At 56.1% G+C, this 23,975-nt stretch carries 23 protein-coding genes; 15 read left to right on the top strand and 8 right to left on the bottom strand.

The window, feature by feature from the left end; translation table 11 throughout:
• Nucleotides 1–8 precede the first annotated feature (8 nt).
• The 5 genes from C3F13_18910 (at nt 9) to C3F13_18890 (ending at nt 6,244) form a co-directional block, all read left to right on the top strand.
• Complete coding sequence (locus C3F13_18910) at nt 9–1,049, top strand: oligopeptide ABC transporter ATP-binding protein (GenBank protein ID PWB49601.1); 1,041 nt, start codon at nt 9–11, stop codon at nt 1,047–1,049.
• A gap of 154 nt (nt 1,050–1,203) precedes the next feature.
• Nucleotides 1,204–2,517: a hypothetical protein gene (locus tag C3F13_18905; protein ID PWB49473.1), complete on the top strand. Its 1,314-nt coding sequence runs from the start codon at nt 1,204–1,206 to the stop codon at nt 2,515–2,517.
• A 23-nt stretch (nt 2,518–2,540) separates the two neighbouring features.
• Complete coding sequence (locus C3F13_18900) at nt 2,541–4,904, top strand: hypothetical protein (protein PWB49472.1); 2,364 nt, start codon at nt 2,541–2,543, stop codon at nt 4,902–4,904.
• Between the two features lie 2 nt (nt 4,905–4,906).
• The gene (locus C3F13_18895) at nt 4,907–5,887 is read left to right on the top strand and encodes an AAA family ATPase (protein ID PWB49600.1); all 981 of its coding nucleotides are present in this window, start codon (nt 4,907–4,909) and stop codon (nt 5,885–5,887) included.
• A 132-nt stretch (nt 5,888–6,019) separates the two neighbouring features.
• The gene (locus tag C3F13_18890; GenBank protein ID PWB49471.1) at nt 6,020–6,244 is read left to right on the top strand and encodes a hypothetical protein; all 225 of its coding nucleotides are present in this window, start codon (nt 6,020–6,022) and stop codon (nt 6,242–6,244) included.
• Nucleotides 6,245–6,309: 65 nt separating this feature from the next.
• Here the strand turns inward: C3F13_18890 and C3F13_18885 are convergent, their stop codons facing one another.
• From C3F13_18885 to C3F13_18870, 4 genes are all read right to left on the bottom strand, one after another.
• The gene (locus tag C3F13_18885; GenBank protein PWB49470.1) at nt 6,310–7,494 is read right to left on the bottom strand and encodes a glycine C-acetyltransferase; all 1,185 of its coding nucleotides are present in this window, start codon (nt 7,492–7,494) and stop codon (nt 6,310–6,312) included.
• Nucleotides 7,495–7,557: 63 nt separating this feature from the next.
• Entirely contained in the window at nt 7,558–8,556 is a 999-nt protein-coding gene (locus C3F13_18880) for a hypothetical protein (GenBank protein PWB49469.1), read from the bottom strand.
• A 12-nt stretch (nt 8,557–8,568) separates the two neighbouring features.
• Entirely contained in the window at nt 8,569–9,096 is a 528-nt protein-coding gene (locus tag C3F13_18875; GenBank protein ID PWB49468.1) for a hypothetical protein, read from the bottom strand.
• Between the two features lie 14 nt (nt 9,097–9,110).
• Nucleotides 9,111–9,767, bottom strand: coding sequence for a site-2 protease family protein (locus C3F13_18870; protein PWB49467.1), 657 nt, complete (start codon nt 9,765–9,767; stop codon nt 9,111–9,113).
• A gap of 69 nt (nt 9,768–9,836) precedes the next feature.
• Between C3F13_18870 and C3F13_18865 the strand changes: the two genes are divergently transcribed.
• The 6 genes from C3F13_18865 (at nt 9,837) to C3F13_18840 (ending at nt 15,152) form a co-directional block, all read left to right on the top strand.
• Nucleotides 9,837–10,049, top strand: coding sequence for a DUF951 domain-containing protein (locus C3F13_18865; GenBank protein PWB49599.1), 213 nt, complete (start codon nt 9,837–9,839; stop codon nt 10,047–10,049).
• A complete protein-coding gene (locus tag C3F13_18860) occupies nt 10,042–11,181 on the top strand; it encodes a galactosyldiacylglycerol synthase (protein ID PWB49466.1) in 1,140 nt (379 codons plus the stop codon). The genes C3F13_18865 and C3F13_18860 overlap by 8 nt, the downstream gene beginning before the upstream one ends.
• A 9-nt stretch (nt 11,182–11,190) precedes the next feature.
• Nucleotides 11,191–12,327: a hypothetical protein gene (locus tag C3F13_18855; GenBank protein ID PWB49465.1), complete on the top strand. Its 1,137-nt coding sequence runs from the start codon at nt 11,191–11,193 to the stop codon at nt 12,325–12,327.
• Nucleotides 12,324–13,160 (top strand): 16S rRNA (cytidine(1402)-2'-O)-methyltransferase, encoded by an 837-nt coding sequence (rsmI, locus tag C3F13_18850; GenBank protein ID PWB49464.1) that lies wholly within the window; start codon nt 12,324–12,326, stop codon nt 13,158–13,160. Before C3F13_18855 ends, rsmI begins: the two co-directional genes overlap by 4 nt.
• Before the next feature lie 40 nt (nt 13,161–13,200).
• Nucleotides 13,201–14,259: a bifunctional phosphoglucose/phosphomannose isomerase gene (locus C3F13_18845; GenBank protein PWB49463.1), complete on the top strand. Its 1,059-nt coding sequence runs from the start codon at nt 13,201–13,203 to the stop codon at nt 14,257–14,259.
• Nucleotides 14,260–14,402: 143 nt separating this feature from the next.
• Entirely contained in the window at nt 14,403–15,152 is a 750-nt protein-coding gene (locus tag C3F13_18840) for a hypothetical protein (protein ID PWB49462.1), read from the top strand.
• 181 nt (nt 15,153–15,333) lie between these two features.
• On the opposite strand, the gene C3F13_18835 is transcribed toward C3F13_18840, so the two are convergent.
• Nucleotides 15,334–16,236 (bottom strand): arsenite S-adenosylmethyltransferase, encoded by a 903-nt coding sequence (locus tag C3F13_18835; protein ID PWB49461.1) that lies wholly within the window; start codon nt 16,234–16,236, stop codon nt 15,334–15,336.
• 263 nt (nt 16,237–16,499) lie between these two features.
• On the opposite strand from C3F13_18835, the gene C3F13_18830 reads away from it, so the two are divergent.
• From C3F13_18830 to C3F13_18820, 3 genes are all read left to right on the top strand, one after another.
• Complete coding sequence (locus C3F13_18830; protein ID PWB49460.1) at nt 16,500–17,099, top strand: hypothetical protein; 600 nt, start codon at nt 16,500–16,502, stop codon at nt 17,097–17,099.
• 438 nt (nt 17,100–17,537) lie between these two features.
• Nucleotides 17,538–18,818, top strand: a complete 1,281-nt coding sequence (locus C3F13_18825) for a serine--tRNA ligase (protein ID PWB49459.1) — start codon at nt 17,538–17,540, stop codon at nt 18,816–18,818.
• 18 nt (nt 18,819–18,836) lie between these two features.
• Complete coding sequence (locus tag C3F13_18820) at nt 18,837–19,334, top strand: hypothetical protein (GenBank protein PWB49458.1); 498 nt, start codon at nt 18,837–18,839, stop codon at nt 19,332–19,334.
• 67 nt (nt 19,335–19,401) lie between these two features.
• Here the strand turns inward: C3F13_18820 and C3F13_18815 are convergent, their stop codons facing one another.
• The 3 genes from C3F13_18815 to C3F13_18805 form a co-directional block, all read right to left on the bottom strand.
• On the bottom strand, nt 19,402–19,986 hold the full coding sequence (locus C3F13_18815; GenBank protein ID PWB49457.1) for a hypothetical protein: 585 nt from the start codon (nt 19,984–19,986) through the stop codon (nt 19,402–19,404).
• Nucleotides 19,987–20,033: 47 nt separating this feature from the next.
• Nucleotides 20,034–20,252 carry a hypothetical protein gene (locus C3F13_18810; GenBank protein ID PWB49456.1) on the bottom strand — a complete coding sequence of 73 codons (219 nt, stop codon included), beginning with the start codon at nt 20,250–20,252 and terminating at the stop codon, nt 20,034–20,036.
• Between the two features lie 273 nt (nt 20,253–20,525).
• The gene (locus C3F13_18805) at nt 20,526–22,421 is read right to left on the bottom strand and encodes a hypothetical protein (protein ID PWB49455.1); all 1,896 of its coding nucleotides are present in this window, start codon (nt 22,419–22,421) and stop codon (nt 20,526–20,528) included.
• Nucleotides 22,422–22,738: 317 nt separating this feature from the next.
• Between C3F13_18805 and C3F13_18800 the strand changes: the two genes are divergently transcribed.
• Nucleotides 22,739–23,971: a methionine gamma-lyase gene (locus tag C3F13_18800; GenBank protein ID PWB49454.1), complete on the top strand. Its 1,233-nt coding sequence runs from the start codon at nt 22,739–22,741 to the stop codon at nt 23,969–23,971.
• Nucleotides 23,972–23,975: the final 4 nt, after the last annotated feature.

Genomic DNA, 23,975 nt, shown 5'->3' with positions numbered 1-23,975 from the left:
CGAGCGCCATGCACAACCAAAACCTCAGGATATCTTCTATTGATACCAATGAAGAACTGGTGAGGGTTGAGCATCTACAAAAGTACTTTCCGATCCAATCTGGTATGTTCGCTTCCCTATTGAACCGCGGCAATATCCCATCAGTTAAGGCAGTGGACGATGTCAGCTTCAGCATCTACAAGGGTGAGGTGTTCGGCCTGGCTGGTGAAAGCGGATCAGGAAAATCTACCGTTGGCAGGCTGGTGCTGCGCCTGTTAGAACCCACAGCAGGCAAGGTGATCTTCGATGGCACCGATCTGGGCAGCCTGAAGAGTGAAGAGATGCGCAAGATGCGCTCACGCATGCAGATCGTCTTCCAAGATCCTTTAGCATCGCTTAATCCACGCATGACGATCGGCCAGGCGATCGACCACCCAGCCAGAATACACCTGACCGACCTTTCCCCTGAAGCAAGGCGTAAGCTGGTTTTAGATATCCTATCTGCCGTGGGTATGAATCCTGCGCATATCTTTTACGACCTTTACCCCCACCAGATCTCAGGAGGGCAGCGCCAGCGAGTGGTGCTGGCTAGAGCTCTGGTGACCCACCCGGCACTAATCGTAGCAGACGAGCCCATCGCCATGGCGGATGTCTCCGTACGCGCATTGCTGCTTGACCTGATGATGAGGCTCAAGGAACAGTTCGACCTGACCTATCTATTCATTACCCACGACCTGGCTACGGCAAAATACGTCTGCAACCGGATTGCGATCATGTATCTCGGTAAAATGTGTGAAGTTGGCCCGTTAAATGATGTCTACCAATACACCATTCACCCTTATACCCGGGCATTGCTCGAAGCCGTGCCTGTGCCCGACCCCACTCACCGGCGAACACTGCCCATGCCAAGAGGCGAGATACCCAACGCGATCAACCCGCCATCAGGGTGCCACTTCCACCCGCGCTGCCCAATGGCGCGCGAAAGGTGCTCTGTCGAAGAACCCCTGCTGCGTGAATTGAGACCGCAACACGTGACAGCCTGCCATTTTGCAGAAGAGCTCCTGAAATAGGTTTATCCTTCGGGAGGAAAATCATCCTCATCCCTGGTAAGGCATATGGAGGTATCAGCGCCAGGTGAGTGTTTTTTTTATTAACCATACAAATGTTGTGGCTAGCTGGAAAAAGTGGGGATTATACTAAACATTGTTTGTATTGGTGTACCCTATGGGCACCTTGAGCAAAGATCCTGTGCAAAAAAGACCCCGACAAAGTGAGCGACGCCTCAACCTGCGTATACTACCTTTCCTGGTGGCTGGCTTAGGCTTCTTATACATCCTCACCGGGTATCGGGGCTGGCTGATCTTCACCATCGGGACTGGTGGGGCATGGCTACTGGCTTTCTTATGGGTCCATTCACTGCAGCGTAACCTGGAAATAGAGCGTAAAATCAACCTGGCCTGGGCCACGGTGGGGGAATCGGTGCCCGAGGAAATCAGGCTGTCCAACCGCGGCTGGCTGCCCGCACTGTGGGTGGAGATCACGGATGTGTCAGACACGATGGATACTCCGATGCGACTCGTATCAGACGTAGCAGGCCATACCCATCGCACGCGGCACCTGAATCATTTGTTCAAGCGACGCGGCGTGTATACCCTGGGACCTACCCGCCTGCGCTGCAGCGACCCCTTTGGCATCTACACCCTGACCAAGCTGGACCAACATGCCAGCACCATCCTGATCATGCCGCCTTTGCTGCCAAGCAGCCAGATCAAAATCCCCAGCGGAGGCATTGCAGGTGACGAGCGGCTCCGGCGTGGTTTTATGGGCCGTAACATCAATGACATTGGCCTGCGCAATTACATCGCAGGAGACAGCCTGAAATATATCCACTGGAGGGCATCGGCTCACTTCGATGAGCTGATCGTCAGACAGCTGGAAACTGCCGCTTCGAGAGATTGGTTGATCTTCGTTGACCTGGACGAGGCGGTGCAAGCGGGAGCGGGGGATAACTCCACGCTGGAGCTGTGCATCGTGCTGGCGGCTTCACTGACCATGCGCGGGCTACGGGAGAATCGAAAAGTCGGGCTGGTGATGGCAGGGCCGGGATACGTGAAACTGGAGCCCAGCACAGACCCGACCCAGAGCTGGCGTATCCTACGGTTGTTAGCCAACGCCCAACCTGGGAGCCATTCACTTTCAGAGTTAATGCAGCAAGGGCAAAGCATCCGCACTGCAACCGTCATCCTGATCACCCCATCGAGTGATCCGGCCTGGGTGGGAAATGCCCAAAGGCAGCAGAAGTGGGGCAGCCTCACAGCTCTTTTAGTGGATCCCACCGATTTTGGCAGCCCGGTTGGGCAGGAAAGAGTACTGGCAGCCCTGAAACGGGGCAACGTCCCTTACCGGCAGCTACCGGGCAAGCTACTCGCAGATGCGTACGCCACCGGTCAGCAAAACAAGCGGCGTCAAATCCTGGCAGGGGAGAAGGCCAAGCTATATTCACAGCACGGGAGGCCAGCCTGGCAGAGCGTGGATTAAAGTACTCGCTGACAAGAAACCTGATGCAGGCAGCAGGTTTTTACAAGCTGCTCACCCTGTCTCTGCTTTTCATCTTGTTGTCCGCCTGCGCGGCGGGCATCTCGGCTGTGCTGACGGGACCGGTGTGGAGCTTATTGTGGGAAAGCCTGTTGTTCGGCCTTTTGCTCGGGTGGAGCCTGGCAGCTTTCCACTGGCGGGCAGGTTGGTCAGCGCTGGTCGTGATCTTAGCAGGCTTGGGCTTTAGCTTATGGATTGCCGGTGGGATGAATGCGAGAATTGGCAGCGTCGTGAATGAATTCGTCCACCTTATCAGCAGCATGGTCACTGCCCTGACAATCAAAGGAGCGAACCTGACTCCCCTGGGTGAGGCAGTGCAGCGGCTGTTTGCTTCACAGGGGGTGGTGCTCGGCAGGGCGGCTGTATGGATGAAAGGTTTATTCACCGGCCAGGCAATCTTTGACCCTGTAGCTGCGGCTATCGTATGGAGCAATGGTATATGGCTGGTGGCTGCCTGGGCAGGTTGGATGGTAGGAGCCGGGAAGAATGCCCTCCTGGCAGTGCTACCCGCAGTGCTGCTGAACCTGAGCACGCTTTCGTACGGGCGGTACAACTCGGCTTCCACCTACATAATCCTGGGCACAACTTTGGTGCTAGTCGCCATCGTGCAGTTTGGGCAGCGCGAACGAGATTGGGTGAGTACCAAGGTTGCTTATCCGCAAAGAAAATCGCGCCAGGTGAGTGAAGTGTCACTGCTCATTACCATCCTGCTGGTGGTATTGGCAGCCTTCGTTTCATCGTTATCCATCCAGCGGATTTCACAGTGGACAGCTGGGCTAAGAGGTTCATCTCCCCAAGAGCAAAGCGGTTTGGCGAAGTCATTGGGCATCCAGCCGGCTATCACACCCACTCCCGATACCTTCAGCAGCCAACGAAATCCCGGGCTGCCACGCGAGCTGCTGGTAGGATCCGGCCCGGAGCTGAGCCATGAGCAAGTCATGTCAGTGCAGGTGGATGACCTGGGTGGTTTACTTCAAGGTGGGCAGCTACCACCCCTATACTGGCGCAGCTACACGTATGATATCTATACCGGTCATGGCTGGAGCACGAGCATGACAGACCAGGTGATATACCAGGCGGGGCAGCCGATGCAACCGCCCAATTTGCCAGGCCACCAGCTGGTGACGGAGACCATACGCAGCTTTCCTGGTCAAGGTGGGAGCATCTATGCGGCGGGTGAGCCCGTGGTGATTGATACAGCCAGCAGTGCAGCCTGGCGCACATTCAATGACCTGTTCGGGATGCAGATAGAGAGCAGCGGGTACGTAATCCAATCGCTGGTACCGATAGCCAATGAGATGGTGCTGAAGCAGGCCGGAGAGGATTACCCAAATTGGGTCTTACAGCGCTACTTGGCCGTGCCAACTGAGGTGCCGGCGCGGGTAAGGCAGTTGGCCATCCAGTTGACAGCAGGTGAGCCAACACCGTATGATCGGGCGCGGACGATCGAGCAGTACCTGCGGAGTACCTACCCCTACTCGCTGGACGTGCCCCTGCCCCCCGCCAGCCGCGACCTAGTGGACTATTTCCTGTTCGACCTGCGTAAGGGATACTGCGATTATTATGCATCGGCCATGGTGATCCTGACACGCTCTGCAGGCATCCCAGCCCGCCTGGCTATCGGTTATGCCAGTGGCACTTATAATCTAAACTCCAAGCGCTTCATCGTTACCCAGGCAGATGCCCACTCATGGGTGGAGGTTTATTTTCCAGATATTGGTTGGGTGCCCTTTGAGCCGACGGCTGGATTACCCGCTATCAACCGCAACGAACAGCTTCTCCCGCCAATCACACCTGCGCCAACGATGGTACCCCCACCACCCAGCGGTACAGGCGGAATTAGCCTGAGTAAGCCTGCTGGGCTGACCCTGCTCTGTGCAGTGTTGCTCGCAAGCGGGGCATGGATCGCATGGGCAGAGCTACATTTGCACCGGCTGAAGCCCCAGCAGGCAGCCAGCGAGGTGTATCGCCGGCTGCGACGCTATGACCAGCTGTTGGGAGTGCCATTCACCGGTGGTGAGACCCCGCTTGAAGTTTGCGCCTTGCTGGAGAGGCAGATCGAGGAGGCCAGCCGTGGGGGCAGCCTGGAGGACAGCGGAAATAGAGCTGTGGGGCAAGCCATAGCATTAACGAACCTCATTGTGCGGCTCAGCTACAGGCCAGATGCGACTGGTACAAGCACAAGCCGTGAAATTATCAGCTTATGGAACAAGCTTCGCTGGAAGCTACGCCTGCTATGGACCATGCAACAAGCCAGAGCTATCTTGCAACGCTTCCAGCCAAAACTGCCACAAGATATGAGCGCTATTGACGAGAAAGGGCCAGCATGAAAATGGATATCCAACCCGCAGAAGTCGCTGTTGATGAGGTGCAAGAGTTCGCGAAGAAGGTGATCACCAATGTAGAGAAAGTGATCATCGGTAAACGGTTAACCATTGAGCTGGTGGTGATGGCAGTGCTGTGCGAAGGGCATGTGCTGATCGAAGATGCTCCTGGAACTGGGAAAACCATGCTGGCGCGCGCCGTGGCGATCACCACCGGGTTGGAATTTAAACGGCTGCAGTGCACCCCTGACCTGCTGCCTAACGATGTTACAGGTGTGTCGATTTTTAACCAGAAAAACCGAGAGTTTGAGTTCAGGCCTGGACCCGTGTTCAGTAACATCCTGCTGGCTGATGAGATCAACCGGGCGACACCACGCACACAAAGCGCCCTGCTGGAGGCCATGGGGGAAGGGCAGGTTACCGTGGACGGGGTGACATATCCGCTGGCGAAGCCATTCTTCTTGCTGGCAACCCAGAATCCGATCGAGTTCGAGGGCACCTTCCCTCTGCCGGAAGCGCAGATGGACCGCTTCCTGTTCCGCATTAGCCTGGGCTACCCTGATCTCTCCAGTGAAGACGACATGCTAAAGAGGCAACAGCTGGCCCACCCGATCGAAAGCTTGCAGCAGACCGTTGACGTGGCTGGCCTGTCTGGTTTACAGAATAGGGTGCGCCAGGTGCATGTGGTGGAAAGCGTGCGCCGCTACATCCTGAACCTGGTGACCAGCACCCGTCAGCATCCCGCACTCAGCCTGGGTGCCAGCCCACGCGGCAGCCTGGCAGTGTACCACTCAGCCCAGGCGCGTGCCGTCCTACAAGGGCGTGATTATGTCATCCCAGATGACGTTAAGGCGGTGGCGGTAGCCTGCCTGGCTCATCGTATGATGATGAGCCCAGAGAATGCCCTGTCCGGAGAAACTGCTGCGGATGTGGTGCGAGAGTTGCTGAACAAAACTGAAGTGCCATTGATGAGCAAGGAGGGTAGCTAATCCGGCACGAGTGTATGCGTGATTTAGAGACCAGAATACCTGCCGGCGGGAATCAGCGAGACGGATGATTTAATAAAACTCTTTGCCGGACTAAAAGTTCAAGGTATACTAATCCCTGATCGGAGATAAGACATGACCGAAAAGACCTGGGAAACCTTAAAAGTGCAGTACTGCCAGCATATCGACCAGAAGGTGGGGCTGCAGGCGCAGGTGGTTTTCCCACCCGAGCACCTGCCAGACCAGCCGGGGCGCATCCTGGCCCACCGCTGTAGCCATGGATTTTCATGCAACCTGGATGGGCGTCCGAGCTGCATCTGGGCTGGCACCAACCCAACTTACGATCCATTCAAAGAATAATTTAGCGTAGATATTTGTCGTCGAGGTGCAGAGGCGAAGCATCTTTGGATGCTTCGCCTTTACGATTATTGAATCACGCCTAATTTGCGGCCGACCAGGGCGAAGATTTCCAGCCCCTTGTCAAGGTCTTCACGGGCATGAGCGGCGGAGATCATCACGCGGATGCGGGCTTTGCCTTTAGGCACGGTGGGGAAGCCGATCGACATGGCAAACAGGCCATTCTCAAACAGCTCACGGCTGAACTGCTGCGCTAAAGGTGCTTCACCTAACATGATGGGGGTGATGGGGGTGGTGCTCAGCCCCGTGTCGAAGCCCAGGCGAAGCATTTCAGCCTTGAAGTAACGGGTGTTTTCCCACAGCTTATCCACCAGCTCGGTGGAGGTCTCCAGGATATCCAGGGCAGCCAGACAAGCGGCTACATCGGGGACGGTCATGGCGGATGAGAACAGGAATGGGCGCCCACGCTGGCGCAGCCATTCCACCACCACCGGATTGCCGGCCGACACACCGCCAACCACGCCAAAGGCCTTGGAGAGGGTGCCAATCTCCACATCCACTTTGCCATGCAGGCCAAAATGATCGACGATGCCGCGCCCGCCTTTCCCAACCACGCCTTCGCCGTGGGCGTCATCCACCATCAGGATGGCGTCATATTTTTTCACGACCTCGTAGATCTTATCCAGGGGGGCCATGTCGCCATCCATGCTGAAGACACCATCGGTGATGACCATGGCTTTGGGATAATTGGAGCGCTCTTCGCTCAGCACCCGGTTCAAGTCGTCAGGATTGCAATGGGCATAGCGGATAATCTTGGCCCCACTCAGCCGGCAACCGTCAATGATACTGGCATGGTTGAGCTCATCCGAAAAAACCGCGTCATCCTTGCCCACCAGGGCCGGGATGGTGCCCATGTTGGCGGTAAAGCCCGACTGGAAGGTGATGGCAGCCTGCACGCCTTTGAATGCAGCCAGGCGGCGTTCCAGCTCGAGGTGCAGGTCCATGGTGCCGGCAATGGAGCGCACGGCAGCCGGACCGACCCCGTATTTCTTTACCGCTTCCTGGGCAGCCTGGACGATGCGCGGGTCGTTCGCCAGCCCAAGGTAATTATTGGAACAAAAATTCAGCACGCGTTTGCCATCCACCACCAACCAGGCGCCTTGAGGCGAGCTGAGGGTGCGGATGCGATTGTACAAACCGTCATCTTTTAGTTTTTGAAGCTCATCCTGGATCCATTGCAGTTTATCGGTCATAAGGCACCTCGCTGATTATAAAATTTGCAGTCAAATGCTGCGCATAGCTCCGGCTAGCACCAGTTATTTCGGTTTTTTGGGTTTTCGTCCGCCGCCAAAGGTGAACATGCGCGAGAAGGTCTGTTTTGAAGTCGGCATTTCTACGGGGGAGACAAATTCCTTGGCAGCCCAGTTGGCATCAGCTTTATCTTGCAGCCACGTCTCACGCGCCAGGCGGGCTTTTTCTAAGTAAGCAATAAACTGCTCACCTTCCTGGGTTTCCAGCTGCGACCGCAGCACTGCCAGGTTATCCAATAAGATATCCAGGTTGCGCAGCAGGCTATCACGGTTCGCCATGGCCTGGCTGGATAACGAGCTGGCCAGCCCAGCCGGTGGCAGCGCACCGGTGGTCAATGCAAACGGCCGGCCGGTAAGCTTGCGCGCGTCCCGCCAGCCGGCCCGGTCGACAGTGGAATTCAACAAGGCAGCAGCAACCAGTTCAGGCAGGAGATGAATGGCGGTCATCATACTATCCAGCTCCAGTGGATCGATGAACATGTGCTCTGCACCCAGCAGCTGGCAAAAATCGGTAGCTAATTTAACCGCTTCTTCAGGCAGATCGTGGGGTAAATAGATCGCCATCATACCGTTTCTGAAAAGGTCAGCGCGAGCCGAATCAACCCCCGTGAAGGAGGTCTCCAGGTAAGCGGGATTGAGCACCGGGGTAAGGCCAATATAGTAGCGCTGGGGTGGTAGAAGCTCCGCCATCCACTGGCTGACTTTGCCCTTGAACGGGGCGGTGTCCATGATCACGGCATCTTCTTTGAGGTCAGAGGCGATGAACTGAAGGGTCTCACGGATCTGGTCCTGCGGCAGTGACAGGATGACAATGGCGGCGTCTTCGATCGAGCTGGGCAGGTTGTAATCCACCTTGTCAAGGGCGCCCATCTTTTTCGCTCGATTGGCCGCCTGGGGGTTTTTGTCATGCCCGGTACGCAGGAACTGTTCCTGCCGGCTCGCCAAAGCCAGACCGATCGATGCACCGACCAGCCCTGTGCCAATGATGGTTATCTTTATCGTCATCGGAAACCTCGATCAGCTCTCATTATCAACCAGCCAAAGCTTATGCAGCAGGTTATCTTCTTTGGTTTGGTTCTCGCTGCCCTGCCGCATGTGATGCTGGCGGATCAGGGTTTCGCTGAGCGGGCTCACGCCTGCATTATGGGCCAGCTCGGCACCCCAGGCAGCGTGCTGCTCCGACAGGACAAAAGCCTTTCGCCAGGATGGGAGGCTTTCCCAACCGCCAGGCGGTTCGCTTCCCCAGCGCTTAACCTTATCAGGTACAAAAGTCTTCGCCAGGACGATCATGGCACGCTCAAGGGGGTTTAGGCGATATCTCAGCTTGCCCACGTCGTGCAGCAATGCTGCAATGAGCAGGTCAGGCTGAGTCTCCCCCTGCTTGAGCAGCTTGTGAACCATTGTCAGAGCATGAGATTTTTCGGCAGGCTGCAGCTTATCAAATAGCTCCCATTCTACAGGGGTTAATAGCTTGTGCGCCTGGTTATATTTTTCAGGATCGGCTCTGGTAAATATCGTGTGCCAGAACTGGCCCACGCGGTACATGATGCGCACGAAGGCTATGCCCCTATCAATAGGCGGGTGAGAGAAGTTAATGCTGGTATGAGGATCGTCCCCAAGAGATTGATACCGATCATGGGTAGCACGAACAGGATCGCCATCAGGATGATCGGACTATATGGGCGAATGGTATCTAAAATCCGAACGCCAGCCGGCGGCAAAAAGTATTCCAAGACCTTTTCACCATCCAGAGGAAACAAGGGGATCAGGTTGAACAGCATCAGCAATAGATTGATATAAATAAATGTGGTCAGAAACCAGGGGAGGCTCGGCAACAAACCAGTAGGCAGCTTGATAGCGTGGGTGGATACCAGACCCACGCGAAATGGTATGCTGGCGATGATGGCCATCAGTAAATTCGACATTGGTCCGGCCAGGGAGACCAGCATCGGCGCAGCCGAAGAACGCTTTTGCAAGGCATACGGGTTGACGGGCACCGGCTTGGCCCAGCCGAAACCAACCAGGATCATCATCAAGGTGCCGATGGGGTCCAGGTGCGCCAATGGGTTCAGGGTCAGACGCCCATTTGCCCGTGGAGTGGTATCGCCAAACCGGTCAGCAGACCAGGCGTGGGCAAATTCATGCACGGGGAATGCGGTGAGTAGAATTATCAAGTATGTGATCAGCTCTGATGGGGAAGGCAAGAAATTCAGCAAGGCTGGATGACTCCTCAGGTGAAGATTATACCATCCAGGGGTCTGACGGCTGCGTGTTATAATGCCCTCATGCTGCCCGATTTACAGCTGGATGATGTCCTGCGCCTGCGCAAGCCCCACCCCTGCGGTGGCTATGAATGGAAAGTAGTCCGGCTGGGGGCGGATATTGGCATTGAATGCCTGACCTGCGGCCATCGGGTTTTGCTTCCGCGGCGCCAGCTAGCCCGCAGAATGAAATCGATCACCCCACATCCCGAACTCCCTGGCACTCCCAATGGCTAACATCCCAACCAAACGACCGCATATCTTGTTTTTATTCTCCGATACAGGTGGTGGTCACCGCAGCTCAACTGAAGCCATTATAGAAGCCTTGAAGCTCGATTATGATGATCGCCTGACCACCCAGATGGTGGATATCTTCCTGGACGTGGCTCCACGCCCTCTAAATTATGCCCCAAAGTGGTACCCTTACATGGTGCGGGTGCCCGAGGTTTGGGCGATCGGTTACCGCATCAGCGATGGCAGCCATAGCTCAAAGATGATCGTTGAGGGTGCTTATCCATATATCCGACGCCGACTACGCAAGGTGATCAACCAAAATGCGGCTGATATGATCGTCTCCGTGCACCCGCTGGCAAACGAACCCTTCCTGCACGCCCTTGGTAAACAGCGCCCACCATTCATCACCGTAGTCACTGACCTGGTGACCGGACATACCTTGTGGTACCACCCGGGCGTTGACCTTTGCCTGGTGCCAACGGAGGCAGCTTACCAGCGCGCCATACAGGCTGGCATGCAGCCGGGGCAGGTAAAAGTGGTAGGGCTACCCGTGGCTGAGCGCTTCTGCCAGCCCGTGGGGGATAAAATTAGTCTACGCCAGCAATTAGGCTGGCCGCAAAACCAGCTGCTGGTGCTTTTAGTAGGTGGGGGCGAGGGGATGGGCCCGCTAGAAAAGACCGCGGAAGCGATTGCGGCAGCCAACCTGCCGATCACGCTGGTAATCGTTGCCGGGCGTAATACCGCGCTCAAGGAACAACTGGAAGCGCGGACCTGGCCGATGAAGACCTTGATCTATGGTTTTGTCCACCAAATGCCAGACTTCATGCGTGCGGCTGACATCCTGGTGACTAAAGCTGGCCCGAGCACCATCACTGAAGCACTCAATGCCGGGTTACCGATGATCCTTTACAGCCGCCTACCCGGGCAAGAAGATGGCAATGTCGATTATGTGATCTCCGAAGGCGTGGGGATTTGGGCACCCAAGACCAGCTATATTGTCAGCGCCTTACGGGCATGGATCGCCCACCCCAGGCAGCTGGAACTGGCCGCAGAAGCCTGCTGCCAGGCAGCCCGCCCTGCAGCCGCCCACGAAATTGCCGGCCTCATCGCCAGCCAGCTCGGAATCGAGAAATAAGATTTTCCCATGGCCGCTGAAAAACGCCTCCCCGTTCGGTTTGGGCTGCTGACCGCCCTGGTCTGGCTGGCTGTGGCAGGTGGGATCATCTTCTTGCTCTGGCAGGTAATCGCACGCCTGTCTGCCAGCAACCTACCGGTCAGTACCGCCACGGCTAACCAAAGCCAGGTGAACCAGACCATTGCCGCACTGGTGAATACCCAAAATAGCCAGACAGCAGCAGCCGTCAGGCCGGCCGCCACAGCATCTTCAACGGCTGCCCCGACCAAGACAGCTACCATGGCGGTCGCCACGCCCAGGCTCAGCCCGACAGCCGGACCCGCCACACAGACCAATGTCCCCGATAAGCTATGCGATCAGGTAGGGGCAGGCAACCCTCTGGACGTCACCATCCCAGACGACAGCCTGATCCCCGCCGGGCAAAGCTTTGTTAAAACATGGAAGCTGGTGAACACCGGCACCTGCACCTGGACGAACGCCTACTCAGCCAGCTTTTTCTATGGCGACCGCATGGGTGCCCCGGAGAGTGTCCCACTGAAAGGGTCCGTTTTGCCTTCGCAGAGTGTGGAAATTTCTGTGGAGATGGTGGCTCCCCAATCGGCTGGAACTTACCAGGGCAATTGGAAGCTGATGAACCCTTCTGGAGAGCTGTTTGGGATTGGACCGAGCGGTAACCAGGCATTCTGGGTGCGGATTGTCGTGGCAGCAAGCCAGGCTACCTCGACAGCGACGCCGACCATATCAGCTACGACCAATCCCACACAAATACCTACCTCCACGGTTACCCCACCCGGGCAAGTGAGCGGTGTGTTGAGGCCTGTGCCGGGTGATGCAATTGACCTGGACACCATCACCCTGAATAGCGGGGATGAAGATGTGTTGTACCTGATGGACGAGAACAACTTCCACTGGCTGAGCCCGACGAATGGTGCAATGATCGGGATATACGGCGGTCAGGCGCCTTCACTCAACATCTGCCAGTCGGCTGTGATGAGTCCGGCGCCAGTAGCTGTCGAGAGCCTGCCGATCGGCACCTATCTATGCTATACCACCAGCCAGGAACACCTGGGCAGGATACAGCTGCAGGCAGTGGACCCGAATGACTTCACCCTGACCCTGGACCTGCTTACCTGGGCTGCACCATGAGCACGCTCTACCTGGTGGCAACCCCGATCGGAAACCTGGAAGACATCAGCCAGCGTGCCTTGCGCATTCTGGCTGAAGTGAGCTTGATTGCCGCGGAAGACACCCGCCACACGGCCAAACTGCTGCAGCACTATGATATTGCCACACGCTGCATCAGTTATCACGAGCATAATAAGCTGGTACGTTTGGAAGGGGTGCTTGAAGCCCTGGTACAGGGAGATGTGGCGCTGGTCTCCGATGCGGGCACACCGGCCCTGAACGACCCGGGTTACGAGCTGGTCCGGGCAGCCATCCAAGCCGGACACATGGTGAGCCCTATCCCTGGAGCGTCTGCACCCATCGCGGCCTTGGTGGCGTCAGGGCTGCCCACGGATGCATTCCTCTACCTGGGCTACCTGCCGCGCAAGGCCAGCGAACGGGAGCGGTTATTAAAGCAGATCACCAGCCTGCCATACACCCTGATCTTCCTGGAAGCCCCTCACCGGGTGTTGGAAGCGCTGGAAGCCTTGCAAGCCGTATTGGGTGATCGGCAGGTGGCAGTTGGTCGTGAGCTGACCAAGCTGCATGAGGAGATTTTCCGCGGCAGCCTGAGTGAAGCTCGCCAGCATTTCACAGAGAGACCTCCGCGAGGAGAATTCACCCTGGTGCTGATGGGATGCCAGGTAAACGAGGAGAAATGGAACACAGAACGCCTGGAGAACGAGCTGCAGAAATGCCTGGAGGCTGGAGAAAGCGCTTCTAAGGCAGCGGCTGGGTTAGCTGCAAGTTCAGGCTGGACACGGCGGGAAATTTATCGGTTGCTGCTCAAAAAACAGGGTAAAATCACGGATTAATATTAGTATTTATAACCAAGGGGAAAAAATAAAGGTAAACATGGACCTGAACAATCACACATTATTTAAGAAAATCGACAGCCAGAACTACCTGGTTGAAATTAATCACCTGCCCGACCAGCTTGACGAAGCCTACCAGCTGGGTTTACAAGCAGAGCTACCCGCCTGGCAAGGGATAAAAAACGTGCTCATCGCCGGCATGGGCGGCTCGGCCATTGGGGCTGACCTGCTGATTGCCTACGCAGCACCAATATGCCCGGTGCCCGTCAGCCTGCTGCGCAATTACAACCTGCCAGCCTGGGCGCACGGCCCAGGGACGCTGGTCGTCGCCAGCTCGCACTCGGGCAACACCGAGGAAACCCTGCAAGCGTTCGACCAGGCGCAGCAACGGGGCTGCCGTATCCTGGCAGTATGCACTGGGGGTAAACTTGATGAGAAAGCCAGGCAGGCGAACCTCCCGTCATGGATCTTTCAGCACGCCGGCCAGCCACGCGCCGCGGTGGGTTATTCCTTCGGCCTGCTGCTGGCATTGCTGGCCCGCCTGGGTCTCATCTCAGATCCAGTGGTGGAACTGAAAGCCACAATCACGGCTATGCGCATTCTACAGAACGAAGTTCGGGCTGACATCCCCGTGGCGAGCAACCCAGCCAAGCGTGAAGCCGGCCAGCTAATGGGGCGCCTGGTGCTGGTCTTCGGAGCCGACGTGCTCGAACCAGTGGCCCGCCGCTGGAAGACCCAGATCAACGAGCTGGCCAAGTCCTGGGCCCAGTTTGAGGCAGTGCCGGAGGCGGACCACAACGCCCTGGCTGGGCTGAGCCAACCTGAGAGCCTATTATCCACCAGCATGGCATTGTTCTTGCGGGCACAATCCTATCACCCACACAACCTGCTACGCACTGAGCTGACCAAGCAAGCGTACATGCTCGAAGGCCTAAACACAGATTTCATCGATGCCCAAGGAGAGAGCCCACTGACGCAACAGTGGACAGCACTGCTGTTCGGCGATTACATGGCTTATTACCTGGCCATGCTATACGAGATTGACCCCACGCCGATCACCATGCTGGAGGGGTTTAAGCACAAACTGGCGGGACTCTAGTCGGATGAACAGCAGGAAATAAAGATCAAAAGGTATGACACTCTGCTTGCCGATAATCTTGTTCTTATCACCATACGCGCGAGAAAGTACAACCAATGTCATCCAGAATCAATAGTAGTAGAAACAATAGAAAGGAGATCTAAATGAAAATCCGCATCGTACTGACTGCATTGCTGCTGTTAAGCCTGTCGCTGACCAGTTGCAGCGTGCTGAGCAACGCAGGTGTCAAGATCATCACCCCCTCGAATGTAAACATGAGTGAGAACCGCGATGTGAGTGGTTTTACTGCCATCGAGTTTTCTACATATGGTAAGGTCAACATCATTCAGGGCGACAAGGAATCGCTGAATATTTCCGGCCCCGATAACCTGGTGCCGGAGATCAGCACCACGGTCAGCAATGGGACACTGATGATCAAGACCACCAACAACATCACCGTCCCCACCTTGAGCACGGAAAACATGCTGACCTTCACGATCGTGGTCAAAGAGCTGACCTCCCTTTCCGTAAGTGGTTTCGGAGATGTGCAGATCGAGACCCTGTCCACGCCGAGCATGAGCATCAATATGAGCGGGGCGGGAAAGATCGTGCAAAATCAACTCAGCACCGATAAGGTCAATGTCACCCTCAGCGGGGCGGGAGACATCGATATCTCTGGTGAGGCAACTCAGGCTTCGGTCGATATCTCAGGAGCGGGCAGTATCAATGCCCCTGACTTGAAGGTCCAGACCGCCAATGTCACGATCAGCGGGTTGGGCGGAGCCACGCTGTGGGTAACTGACCAGCTGACCGGCAACATCAGCGGTGCGGGGAGTGTGTCATATTATGGCAACCCGCAGACCAATACCAACTCATCGGGGCTGGGTAAATTCAATTCACTGGGGAACAAATAATCGGGGAGTTCAATCCGGCGCATTCCGTTAGTTATAACCAGAAAATGTCAGGGCACAGCGACGCTGTGCCCTGACACGTAGTTTTCAAGATACATGTGTTTTGGGGCGCATGGCATGCGCCCCTACATGGCGTTGTTGGGCGCTGCCTGACTTTATTGGGCAACCATTTTTAATAGAAGCATCAGGCAGGTTTATAGGCAGTGATCTTGGCGCTGAATATCGCCTCGCGGAGGGGCTTATCGCCAAGGTCGGTTAACTCCGCTATCTCGATCACCTGAGCCTGCTCACCATCACCGATCACCAGGCGTGCACCACCTCCACAGCATGACCCATCATTAACCTGCTTCGCGTATTCATCCACGGTTTGTTGGTCAAAGTAGACCGGGGTAACTTCGATGCTGGTAAAGCCGGCTTCACCCAGCCAGGAGAGGTATTCCTGCACATCCAGCGCTCCAGCCACGCAACCAGCCCAGGCAGCCAGGCTATCCTTGACTTGCCTGGGCAGGGGTCCATCGGTGACGATATCGCTGACGGCAAACTTGCCGGCGGGTTTTAAAACGCGGAAAGCCTCGCGGAAGACCTGCGGCTTATCGGGCGACAAGTTGACCACACAGTTGGAGATGATCACATCCACGCTGTTATCTGCCACCGGCAAGTGCTCAATCTCACCCAGGCGAAATTCGACGTTCGAGAAGCCCATTTTGGCCTGGTTCGCACGGGCTTTCTCGAGCATCTCAGGTGTCATGTCCACTCCGATTACGTGACCGGTCTCACCGACCTTTTTAGCCGCCATGAAACAGTCAATGCCGCCACCTGAGCCGAGATCGAGCACGGTCTGGCCCGGCTGTAGAGAGGCCAGGGTGATGGGGTCACCACAGCCCATGGAGAGCCCGGTGACCTCCTCTGGTAATGTTTCGAGCTCGGAAATTGGATAGAGCTTGTTGGCGGACAGATCGGCTGGCTCATTCGGACCACAGCAGCTGGAGCGAGTTTTGGGTTGAAAACTGGCCGCAGCCTGGCCATAATGTTGGCGCACAGCGGTGCGGATATCTTCAGTTTCTTTGGGGGCGGTCGGTTCTGACATCTTCTTCTCTCCTAAGGGTGAAGCATTTTTAGAAAACTAGCAATACAAATCGATGGTTAGGACTATGAAAATTGGTTCGATTGTTACTCTACTTTAATTCAAGGCTTAAGCAGTATTATATTCAAATATCCCGTTAAGTCAAGGTGGTTGATGTCATATTTTTCGATGTATCACCCAAATTATTGACAATATAGGGGAGTTCTGGTAATATATATGCATCTTGTATTGATTATTTTGGATGTATCGATTGGTAAGGAAAAAACATGGATAATCTTGCTTCCACTTTGATCTCCCAATTGCTCGATAAGGCGATGGAAAATACACAGCCTGAAGAAAGGCTGGCATTCGTAGAAAAGCTGTTCGCCCAGCTGCCGCCAGATGGGCAACAGGAGTTTTTGCTTAGCCTGACACGCACGGTGTTGGACAGCGGTTGCTGTGCAGACCCTGTAAAAACCATAGCCGGAGCAGACTCGTCTAAAATGCACGTGCTGCAGATCGTACGTGCCAGGCCGGAGGATTTTGCCCCCGGTCAGATCTGCTGCAAGGCAATCACCGGCCTGGCCAGCGAAGAAACCATGGATGACCAGCAGGTGATCAACGTGGCGCAGATGTTCAACGGCCTGGCAGATGAGACACGCGTCAGGATCGTCAAGCTGCTAGCCAAAGGTGAGTTCACCGTGGATGAGCTGGTGGAATTCCTGGACGCTGCCCAATCCACCACATCGCATCACCTGCGGGTGCTCAAGGAAGCCAATCTGATCAAGGGTGAGAAACGCGGCAGGAATATTTACTACTCACTGGTGAAACCGGATGAGGTGGAGGTTGAAGCACGCGAACAAATATCGACGCAGGTTTTACCCTAAAAATAAGACGCTAACCACAGCCATCACGCAAATGAGGAAAGATCTGACTGGCAGGCTTCGTATCTGGACACTTTTCGCTCTTAATTTAGGCACGACCCCCTCTCTTGACAGCGCTCCAGGCTCAAGTATAATCCCCACCAATCGAGTACACATTGACCAGCGCGGAGCCAAGTAACCCACCAGCCCGCCAGAGAGCTGCCGGTAAGTGCGAGGCAGCAGGCATCGGGTGAAATCCACTCCGCCGGACCGGTCAGGTCCAATTGCTCCTGGAGACCGTAAAGGCTAAGGGAGACGGGTCAGCCCGTTAGCGCTGAGATGAGGCCAGCATGGTTCCTCCCCAGGGAAGGAAAATGGACTGGCGAATTGCAGGTGGCACCACGACCGCCCCCTCGTCCTGCTGGCGAGGGGGCGTATTTATTCGTTATTTGGAGGTGCAAGATGCTAGATATCAATATCATCCGTGAACAACCCGACGTGGTGCGCAAAGCCCTGGCAGACCGCCAGATGGAAGCGACACCGGTCGACCAGATCCTGGAGCTGGACCAGCAACGCCGGCAAATTATCCAGGAGGCTGAAACTCTCAAAGCCCAGCGCAATGCTGTGTCCAAAGAGATCGGCAAAGCCAAGGACCCCGGCGAACGCCAGGTAAAAATTGAAGCGATGCGCCAGGTGGGCGAGCGCATCAGCCAGTTGGACGAAAACCTGCGGACGATCGAGGATGAGCTGAGCGCTATCCTGGCGGGCATCCCCAACCTCCCCGATGAGCGTACGCCCTACGGAAAGGACGACAGCGAGAATGTGGTGCTACGCGGGGTCGGGGAGATCCCCGAATACGATTTTGAGCCCAAAGCCCACTGGGACCTGGGACCAACCCTGGGTATCCTGGATTTTGAGCAGGGTGTCAAGATCACTGGCTCGCGTTTCTATGTGCTGAGCGGGGCAGGCGCACGACTGCAGCGTGCCCTGATCGCCTGGATGCTCGACCTGCACATTCGGCAGGGGTACACCGAGAAGTACACGCCCTTCATGGTCAAGGAACATACCATGTTCAGCGCAGGCCAGCTGCCCAAGTTCGAAGACAACCTGTACCACGACGTGGAGGATGACCTGTGGATGGTGCCCACGGCTGAAGTGCCCCTGACTGGGCTACATATGGATGATGTACTGGAAGAAGCCAGCCTGCCGCGCTATTACACGGCTTATACCCCTTGCTTCAGGCGCGAGAAGATCAGCGCCGGGCGGGATGTGCGTGGCATTAAACGCGGCCACCAGTTCGACAAGGTTGAGATGTATATTTATTGCAAGCCGGAGGAGTCGGACCAGATGCACGAGAAGATGCGCACAGACGCTGAACAGACGTGTGCTGAGCTGGGCCTGACTTACCGGGTGAAAAAATTGTGCACCGGCGACCTGGGTTTTGGAGCACGCATGACCTATGATATTGAGGTATGGGCACCTGGTGTAGGGGAATGGCTGGAGGTCTCATCGGTTTCGAACGTGGGTGACTTCCAAGCCCGGCGCGCCAACATCAAATACCGCCCTACGGAAGGCGGAAAACTGCGCCTGGTGCACACCCTGAATGGCTCAGGGCTGGGCATGCCACGCACACTGATCGCCGTGCTGGAGAATTACCAGCAAGCGGATGGCAGCGTGGTGGTGCCACCAGTGCTGCGCCCATGGATGGGCGGGGTTGATTTAATCCGCCCGGAAGCAAAATAGTTCCTAGCGTGAGTTGATATGCCAGCCTGGCTGTCCGCATCCATCTTCTGGCTCACCCTGATCGTCATGGTGGTGGGATTGTTCGGGCTGGTGGTGCCCATTTTCCCGGGGATCGTCGTTATCTGGCTGGCCGCTCTGGTTTACGGCCTGGTAACCGGGTTCACACCCTTGGGGATAGCCCTGCTGGTGGTGCTCACCATCCTGATGGTCAGTGGGGCAACCATCGATAATGTGCTGATGGCTGCCAAAGCACACAAGGAAGGTGCAACCTGGCTTACCCTGGCCATCGGGATGACCGCGGGGATCCTGGGGACTATCTTCTTCCCCCCGTTCGGGGGCGTCATCGCTACACCGCTGGTGGTGTTTTTAATCGAGTACCTGCGACTTAAGGATATCAGGCGAGCGTTTGCGTCGCTGCGTGGCATGGCCATCGGGTGGGGAGCAGCCTTCGTGGTGCGCTTCATGATCGGGCTGGCGATGATCGGTATCTGGCTGGTGTGGGCGATAAATAGATAATATCAGCCACAGATACACACAGATAAGTACTGATAGTAATTGCTTTAAAAACAATCAAAGGGCTAAATTAAGCTTCACCAGGGCGGTAAAACACCATCCCCACCCCCATCTTTTCCAGGCCCTCGCTGGCCCAATACTCGATAAGCGCCGAGCCATCATCCAGGGCGGTGAACAAAGCTGGGATGGCGCGCTCATCGCCGATGTGTGCCAAAGCGCGGACTGCCTCGAGACGGGCGGGGAGTATGCCAGCTTGCATCAGCTCCAGCAGGGCAGGCACGGCTGGGGAGCCGATAGCTACCAGGGCGTCGCCAGCCAACCGGCGGGTAAGGGCATCCGCATCAGACAGCAGAGGTAACAGGGCAGGTATTGCCTGCGCTGCCGGGTGCATACGCAGCGCTAATCCAGCACACCAGCGTACCCCCTGGTCAGGGTCAGCCAGGGCCTTGACCAGCAGGTCTGGCACGCGCTCGTCATTGATCTCAGCCAGGGCACGAACTGCCCACCAGCGTATCTCCGCTTCATGATGATGAAGACGCTCGCGCAATGGCGCCACCAGTTCCGGCCCCCATACTCCCAGGTGAGTCAAAGCCTCTTCAGCCCGTTCATCCTCCCCACAGCTCAGCTCATATAATATACCCAAATAACTATCCATATCCACACCAATAAGACGTTCCAATGCGACGGCGATGAGGGCCAGGCTTATTTATCAGGTGGTGGCACCGGCAAAGATTCGCGGGGTGTGTTGATCCATTTGTCACCCTCATCGATCAGCATCACCGGGATGTCATCACGGATTGGGTATTTGCGATCACAGTCATGGCAGATCAGCCAGGATTCCTTGTAATAATCCAACAAGCCATCTTTTTCACGCACACAGTTTGGGCAGCGTAATATCTCCAGCAATTCTTGACTGACCATGATCCCTCCAAAGGAATAAAACTTTTTTTGTAATTACCTATCCAGACCAGAAACGGAACTTGATCAATAAGTACCTGGTCGATTTACAAGAATATTCTATCTTAAAAGTCCGCGCATTCCCGGCTTAATTTTATTACGTGCAAATATTGTGGCTATTCAGGGCAGACACCAAAAAAGACAGAGATTTCCAGCACCACTTAAAAAGCAATCTCGTAACAGCCTGGGTACGAATGCCATTGCGAGATTTACGGCTAGATTCATGAAATTGTGGTGTTACGGGTTGGGGCTCGGCTCGGGGGTGGGCACCTCCGTGCCAGGGCCGTACTGGTACTTGGCCTGCCAGGGCATGTAGTGTGTGTCAAAGATATCCCCGTGGATCACGACCTCATCACGGGTGACCGTGCGGGTCACCGACACATCCGCACCATCGACCGCCCAATCGACCTGCTTGATCTCACCCTGGGCCAGGTCGGGATTTTCCTCATAAAGCGGATCCGGTGGCTCGACTACATTCTGTAAACCGCTGGTATTCCAATCTACAGAGCGCCCATCGGACGTGGAATAGAACTTCCAGGTGAGTGAACTCTTCCCCGGGTAGGTCTCCATGAGCAGCCAGTAAGGTGTATCGTTGGTGAAGCGAAAATCCACATCCGGGGCAAACACGGTCGCATCCAGCCCGGCCAGGTCTTCGTCATGCCCGCCACTGGCAGTTTGCTCGTAGTATTTCACCCGGTAGGCGTGGAACCAGCGTTCGTCGATCTGATAGCCTCCGAAGAAAGCGGTGCGGAACAGGGTGGTGCTCACCTGGCAAACTCCACCGCCCACACCCTTGATGGTGCGGTTACCGAAGATGATCAGTGCCTCAGCATAACCGTTATCCAGGCTCACATCACCCAGGGTAGCTGCCATCGAGAAGCTCTCCCCCGGAGCAATCAGCAACCCGTGAAAGCGGGAAGCAGCCGTGTTGATATTCTGGATGCGCGCGGCATCGGAACCGTAAAAATATGAGGTGTACTCGCTGGTGAGCTCGGTGATACCCAGGTCGGCAGCCGTGGTCCAATCTGGCACCTGGGGGTTGGTAGTCTGCATCACCAGGTTAATGGTATGCTGGCCTTCCAGAAGCTGCTGGTTGATCTGCTGCAAGCTCAAACCAACGTCCATCCCCCGCCCAATGACTGCTGGTTGGATCACCTCCAGCTGGCGGGTTTCATCATTGAATATGAAGCGGGCATTCTGCGGGTCACGGTTGAGGGAAGGGGCAACATTCTGCAGGAAGGTTCGCAATAACTCGGGGTTGAGTCCCACCTGGTAGACTTCGCCAGTATCGCTCTTAACCCGCTGGATGGTTAACATCTGGACCAGGGCAGCCTGGTCGAAGGACCAGGGGCCCGGATCGCCGGGCTCGGCATTGGGAATCTGCAGGGTGAGGGGTGCCGAAAGCATGCTGCGGGCCAGCTCAGCCTGGGCGGTGGCATCTAGGATGACCGGGGGGGTCTCATTCACCACCAGGGGAACCATACCGTCCGTCATGGTTTTCAGCTGGGCATCCAGGCTGTCCATTGCCGCCTGGACATTCAGGCTGCGCCCAACCTGGCCGGAATTTACCACCACGTCCACCCCGTTGAAACCAAGGCTAGCTTCAACGATGGGTTTATCAACCTGGCTGGCAATCCCCTGCAGGTAATTCTGAGCCACACCTTTATCCAGCACGAACCAAGGCGCCAGGTCAGTACCCGAAGACCATGCCTGCCACTGATCACCCAGGCGTATGGACATACTACCAGTGCGGCCCAGGTTGTAGGCTGCCAGGGCAGTCGTGCGGGCGTCGAGGGTCAGCCCGAGCTCAGCAGGTGTGGCCTGCCACAGCTGGGTGCCCTCCTGGAAAACGATGCGGCCACGCTGCGGGTAATCCAGCTGCTCCGAAAGAAGGGTAGCTGCCTGGTCGGTGGTCATCCCTGACAGATCCACGCCACCCACGGCCACACCCTGAAAGATGTGTCCTGCATATCTTTGGGCATAGAAACCAGGCAGCAAAGCGATCAGCACAGCCAGTAAGACGAAACCAATAAATAATGCCAGGGCAGCCTGTGCCAAAGGGCTGGCTTTAACGGGTGTAGCGGGAGCATGCGCCATCCTGGGACGGGCGCTGGTGTTGGGATGAGTTGTCATAAGTTGATTTTACCAAAGAGTGCCAGGTGATTCGTCTAAATCAGGACAATTTTGCTAAGAATTGGATTAGTATCCAGGATCGTTACCTCTGATACCGCGCATAGACGTATAATCCTAGGGTATGGTTCCCGCGAGGCGCTTCAGCTCAGATCGCAGTAGCTCAGCTTTCCATATAAAAAGCAGCTTCTGAAGGCGGCAAATCGATCGCGAACGGAGGGTTTTGGTAAACAAACCCTGCACATAGCCTTTAGAATCATATGCTCTGCACCCAGCAGACGCTACCCTAGAGGACAACCTCTGTAAACCAGGAGCAATATATGTACCAATATTTGCCCAACCACAGCATCGGCACCCTGGCCATCCACGTCGGGGAAGATGAAAACCCTCACCACAGCCACGTGAGCCCCATCTATCAGACTTCCACGTTCAATTTCACGGATGTTGCCACGGGGGCCGGGATCGTCGCCCGGACAGAGCCCGGATATTACTACACCCGCCTGGCCAACCCCAACCTCGACCAGCTGGCCCAAAAAATCGCTTATATGGAAGGACTGGATCTGCTGCGTGCACAGCCAGGTGTGCAGCCTGCCGATCTGGTGGCCGGTCAGGTTTTCAGCTCGGGGATGGCGGCTATCACGGCCGTCCTTCTGTCAAAAGTAAAAGCCGGCGATACCATCGTGGCACAGGAAGCGGTATACAGCGCCACGTTCACATTCCTTAAGGATATCGCTCCCAGCCTGGGTATCCAGGTGAGCTGGGTGCACGACACCAGCCCCTCCAGCTGGGTATCTGCCTTTGACCAACACCCCAACGCTAAACTGGCATATGCAGAGACCCCAGCTAACCCGACCATGGCGGTGGTGGAGCTTAAGCCCCTGGCCGAGCTGGCCCACCAGCACGGTGCCTGGCTGGCGGTGGATAATACCTTCGCCTCCCCCTACTGCCAGAGGCCGCTCAGCCTGGGGGCGGATATCGTGATGCATTCCACCACCAAGTTCCTTTCGGGGCATGGCACACTCACCGGCGGGGCAGTGGTCAGCTCGCACCCAGCCTATATCCACGATGAGCTATTCAAATTCGTGAAGATCCTGGGCGGTATCCCCAGCCCCTTCGACGCCTGGCTGGCAAACCTGGGGCTGAAGACCTTTGAGCTGCGCATGCAGCGCCACTGTGAGAATGCCTTACAGGTGGCACACTTCCTGTCGAGCCACCCGGCGGTGGCGGAAGTGCATTATCCGGGCCTGGAAGGTGACCCCGGGCACGAGATCGCCACACGGCAGATGCACGCCTATGGCGGCATGCTGTCTTTCGAGCTCAAGGGTGGCATGCAAGCAGGGATACGGCTGATGGAACGTGTTAAGCTGGCCACCCTGGCTGTTTCATTGGGTATGGTGGACACACTGATCGAGCACCCAGCCAGCATGACCCACGGGCCGGTAGCAAAGGCAGACCGCCTGAACCAGGGTATCACAGATGGGCTGGTACGCCTTTCGGTGGGGGTTGAAAACCTGGCCGACATCCTGGCAGACCTGGAACAGGGCCTGAGGTGAACAA

This window comes from Anaerolineales bacterium (assembly GCA_003105035.1).
Taxonomy (GTDB): Bacteria; Chloroflexota; Anaerolineae; order Anaerolineales; family UBA4823; genus FEB-25.
This window is presented reverse-complemented; position numbering and strand designations above follow the sequence as displayed.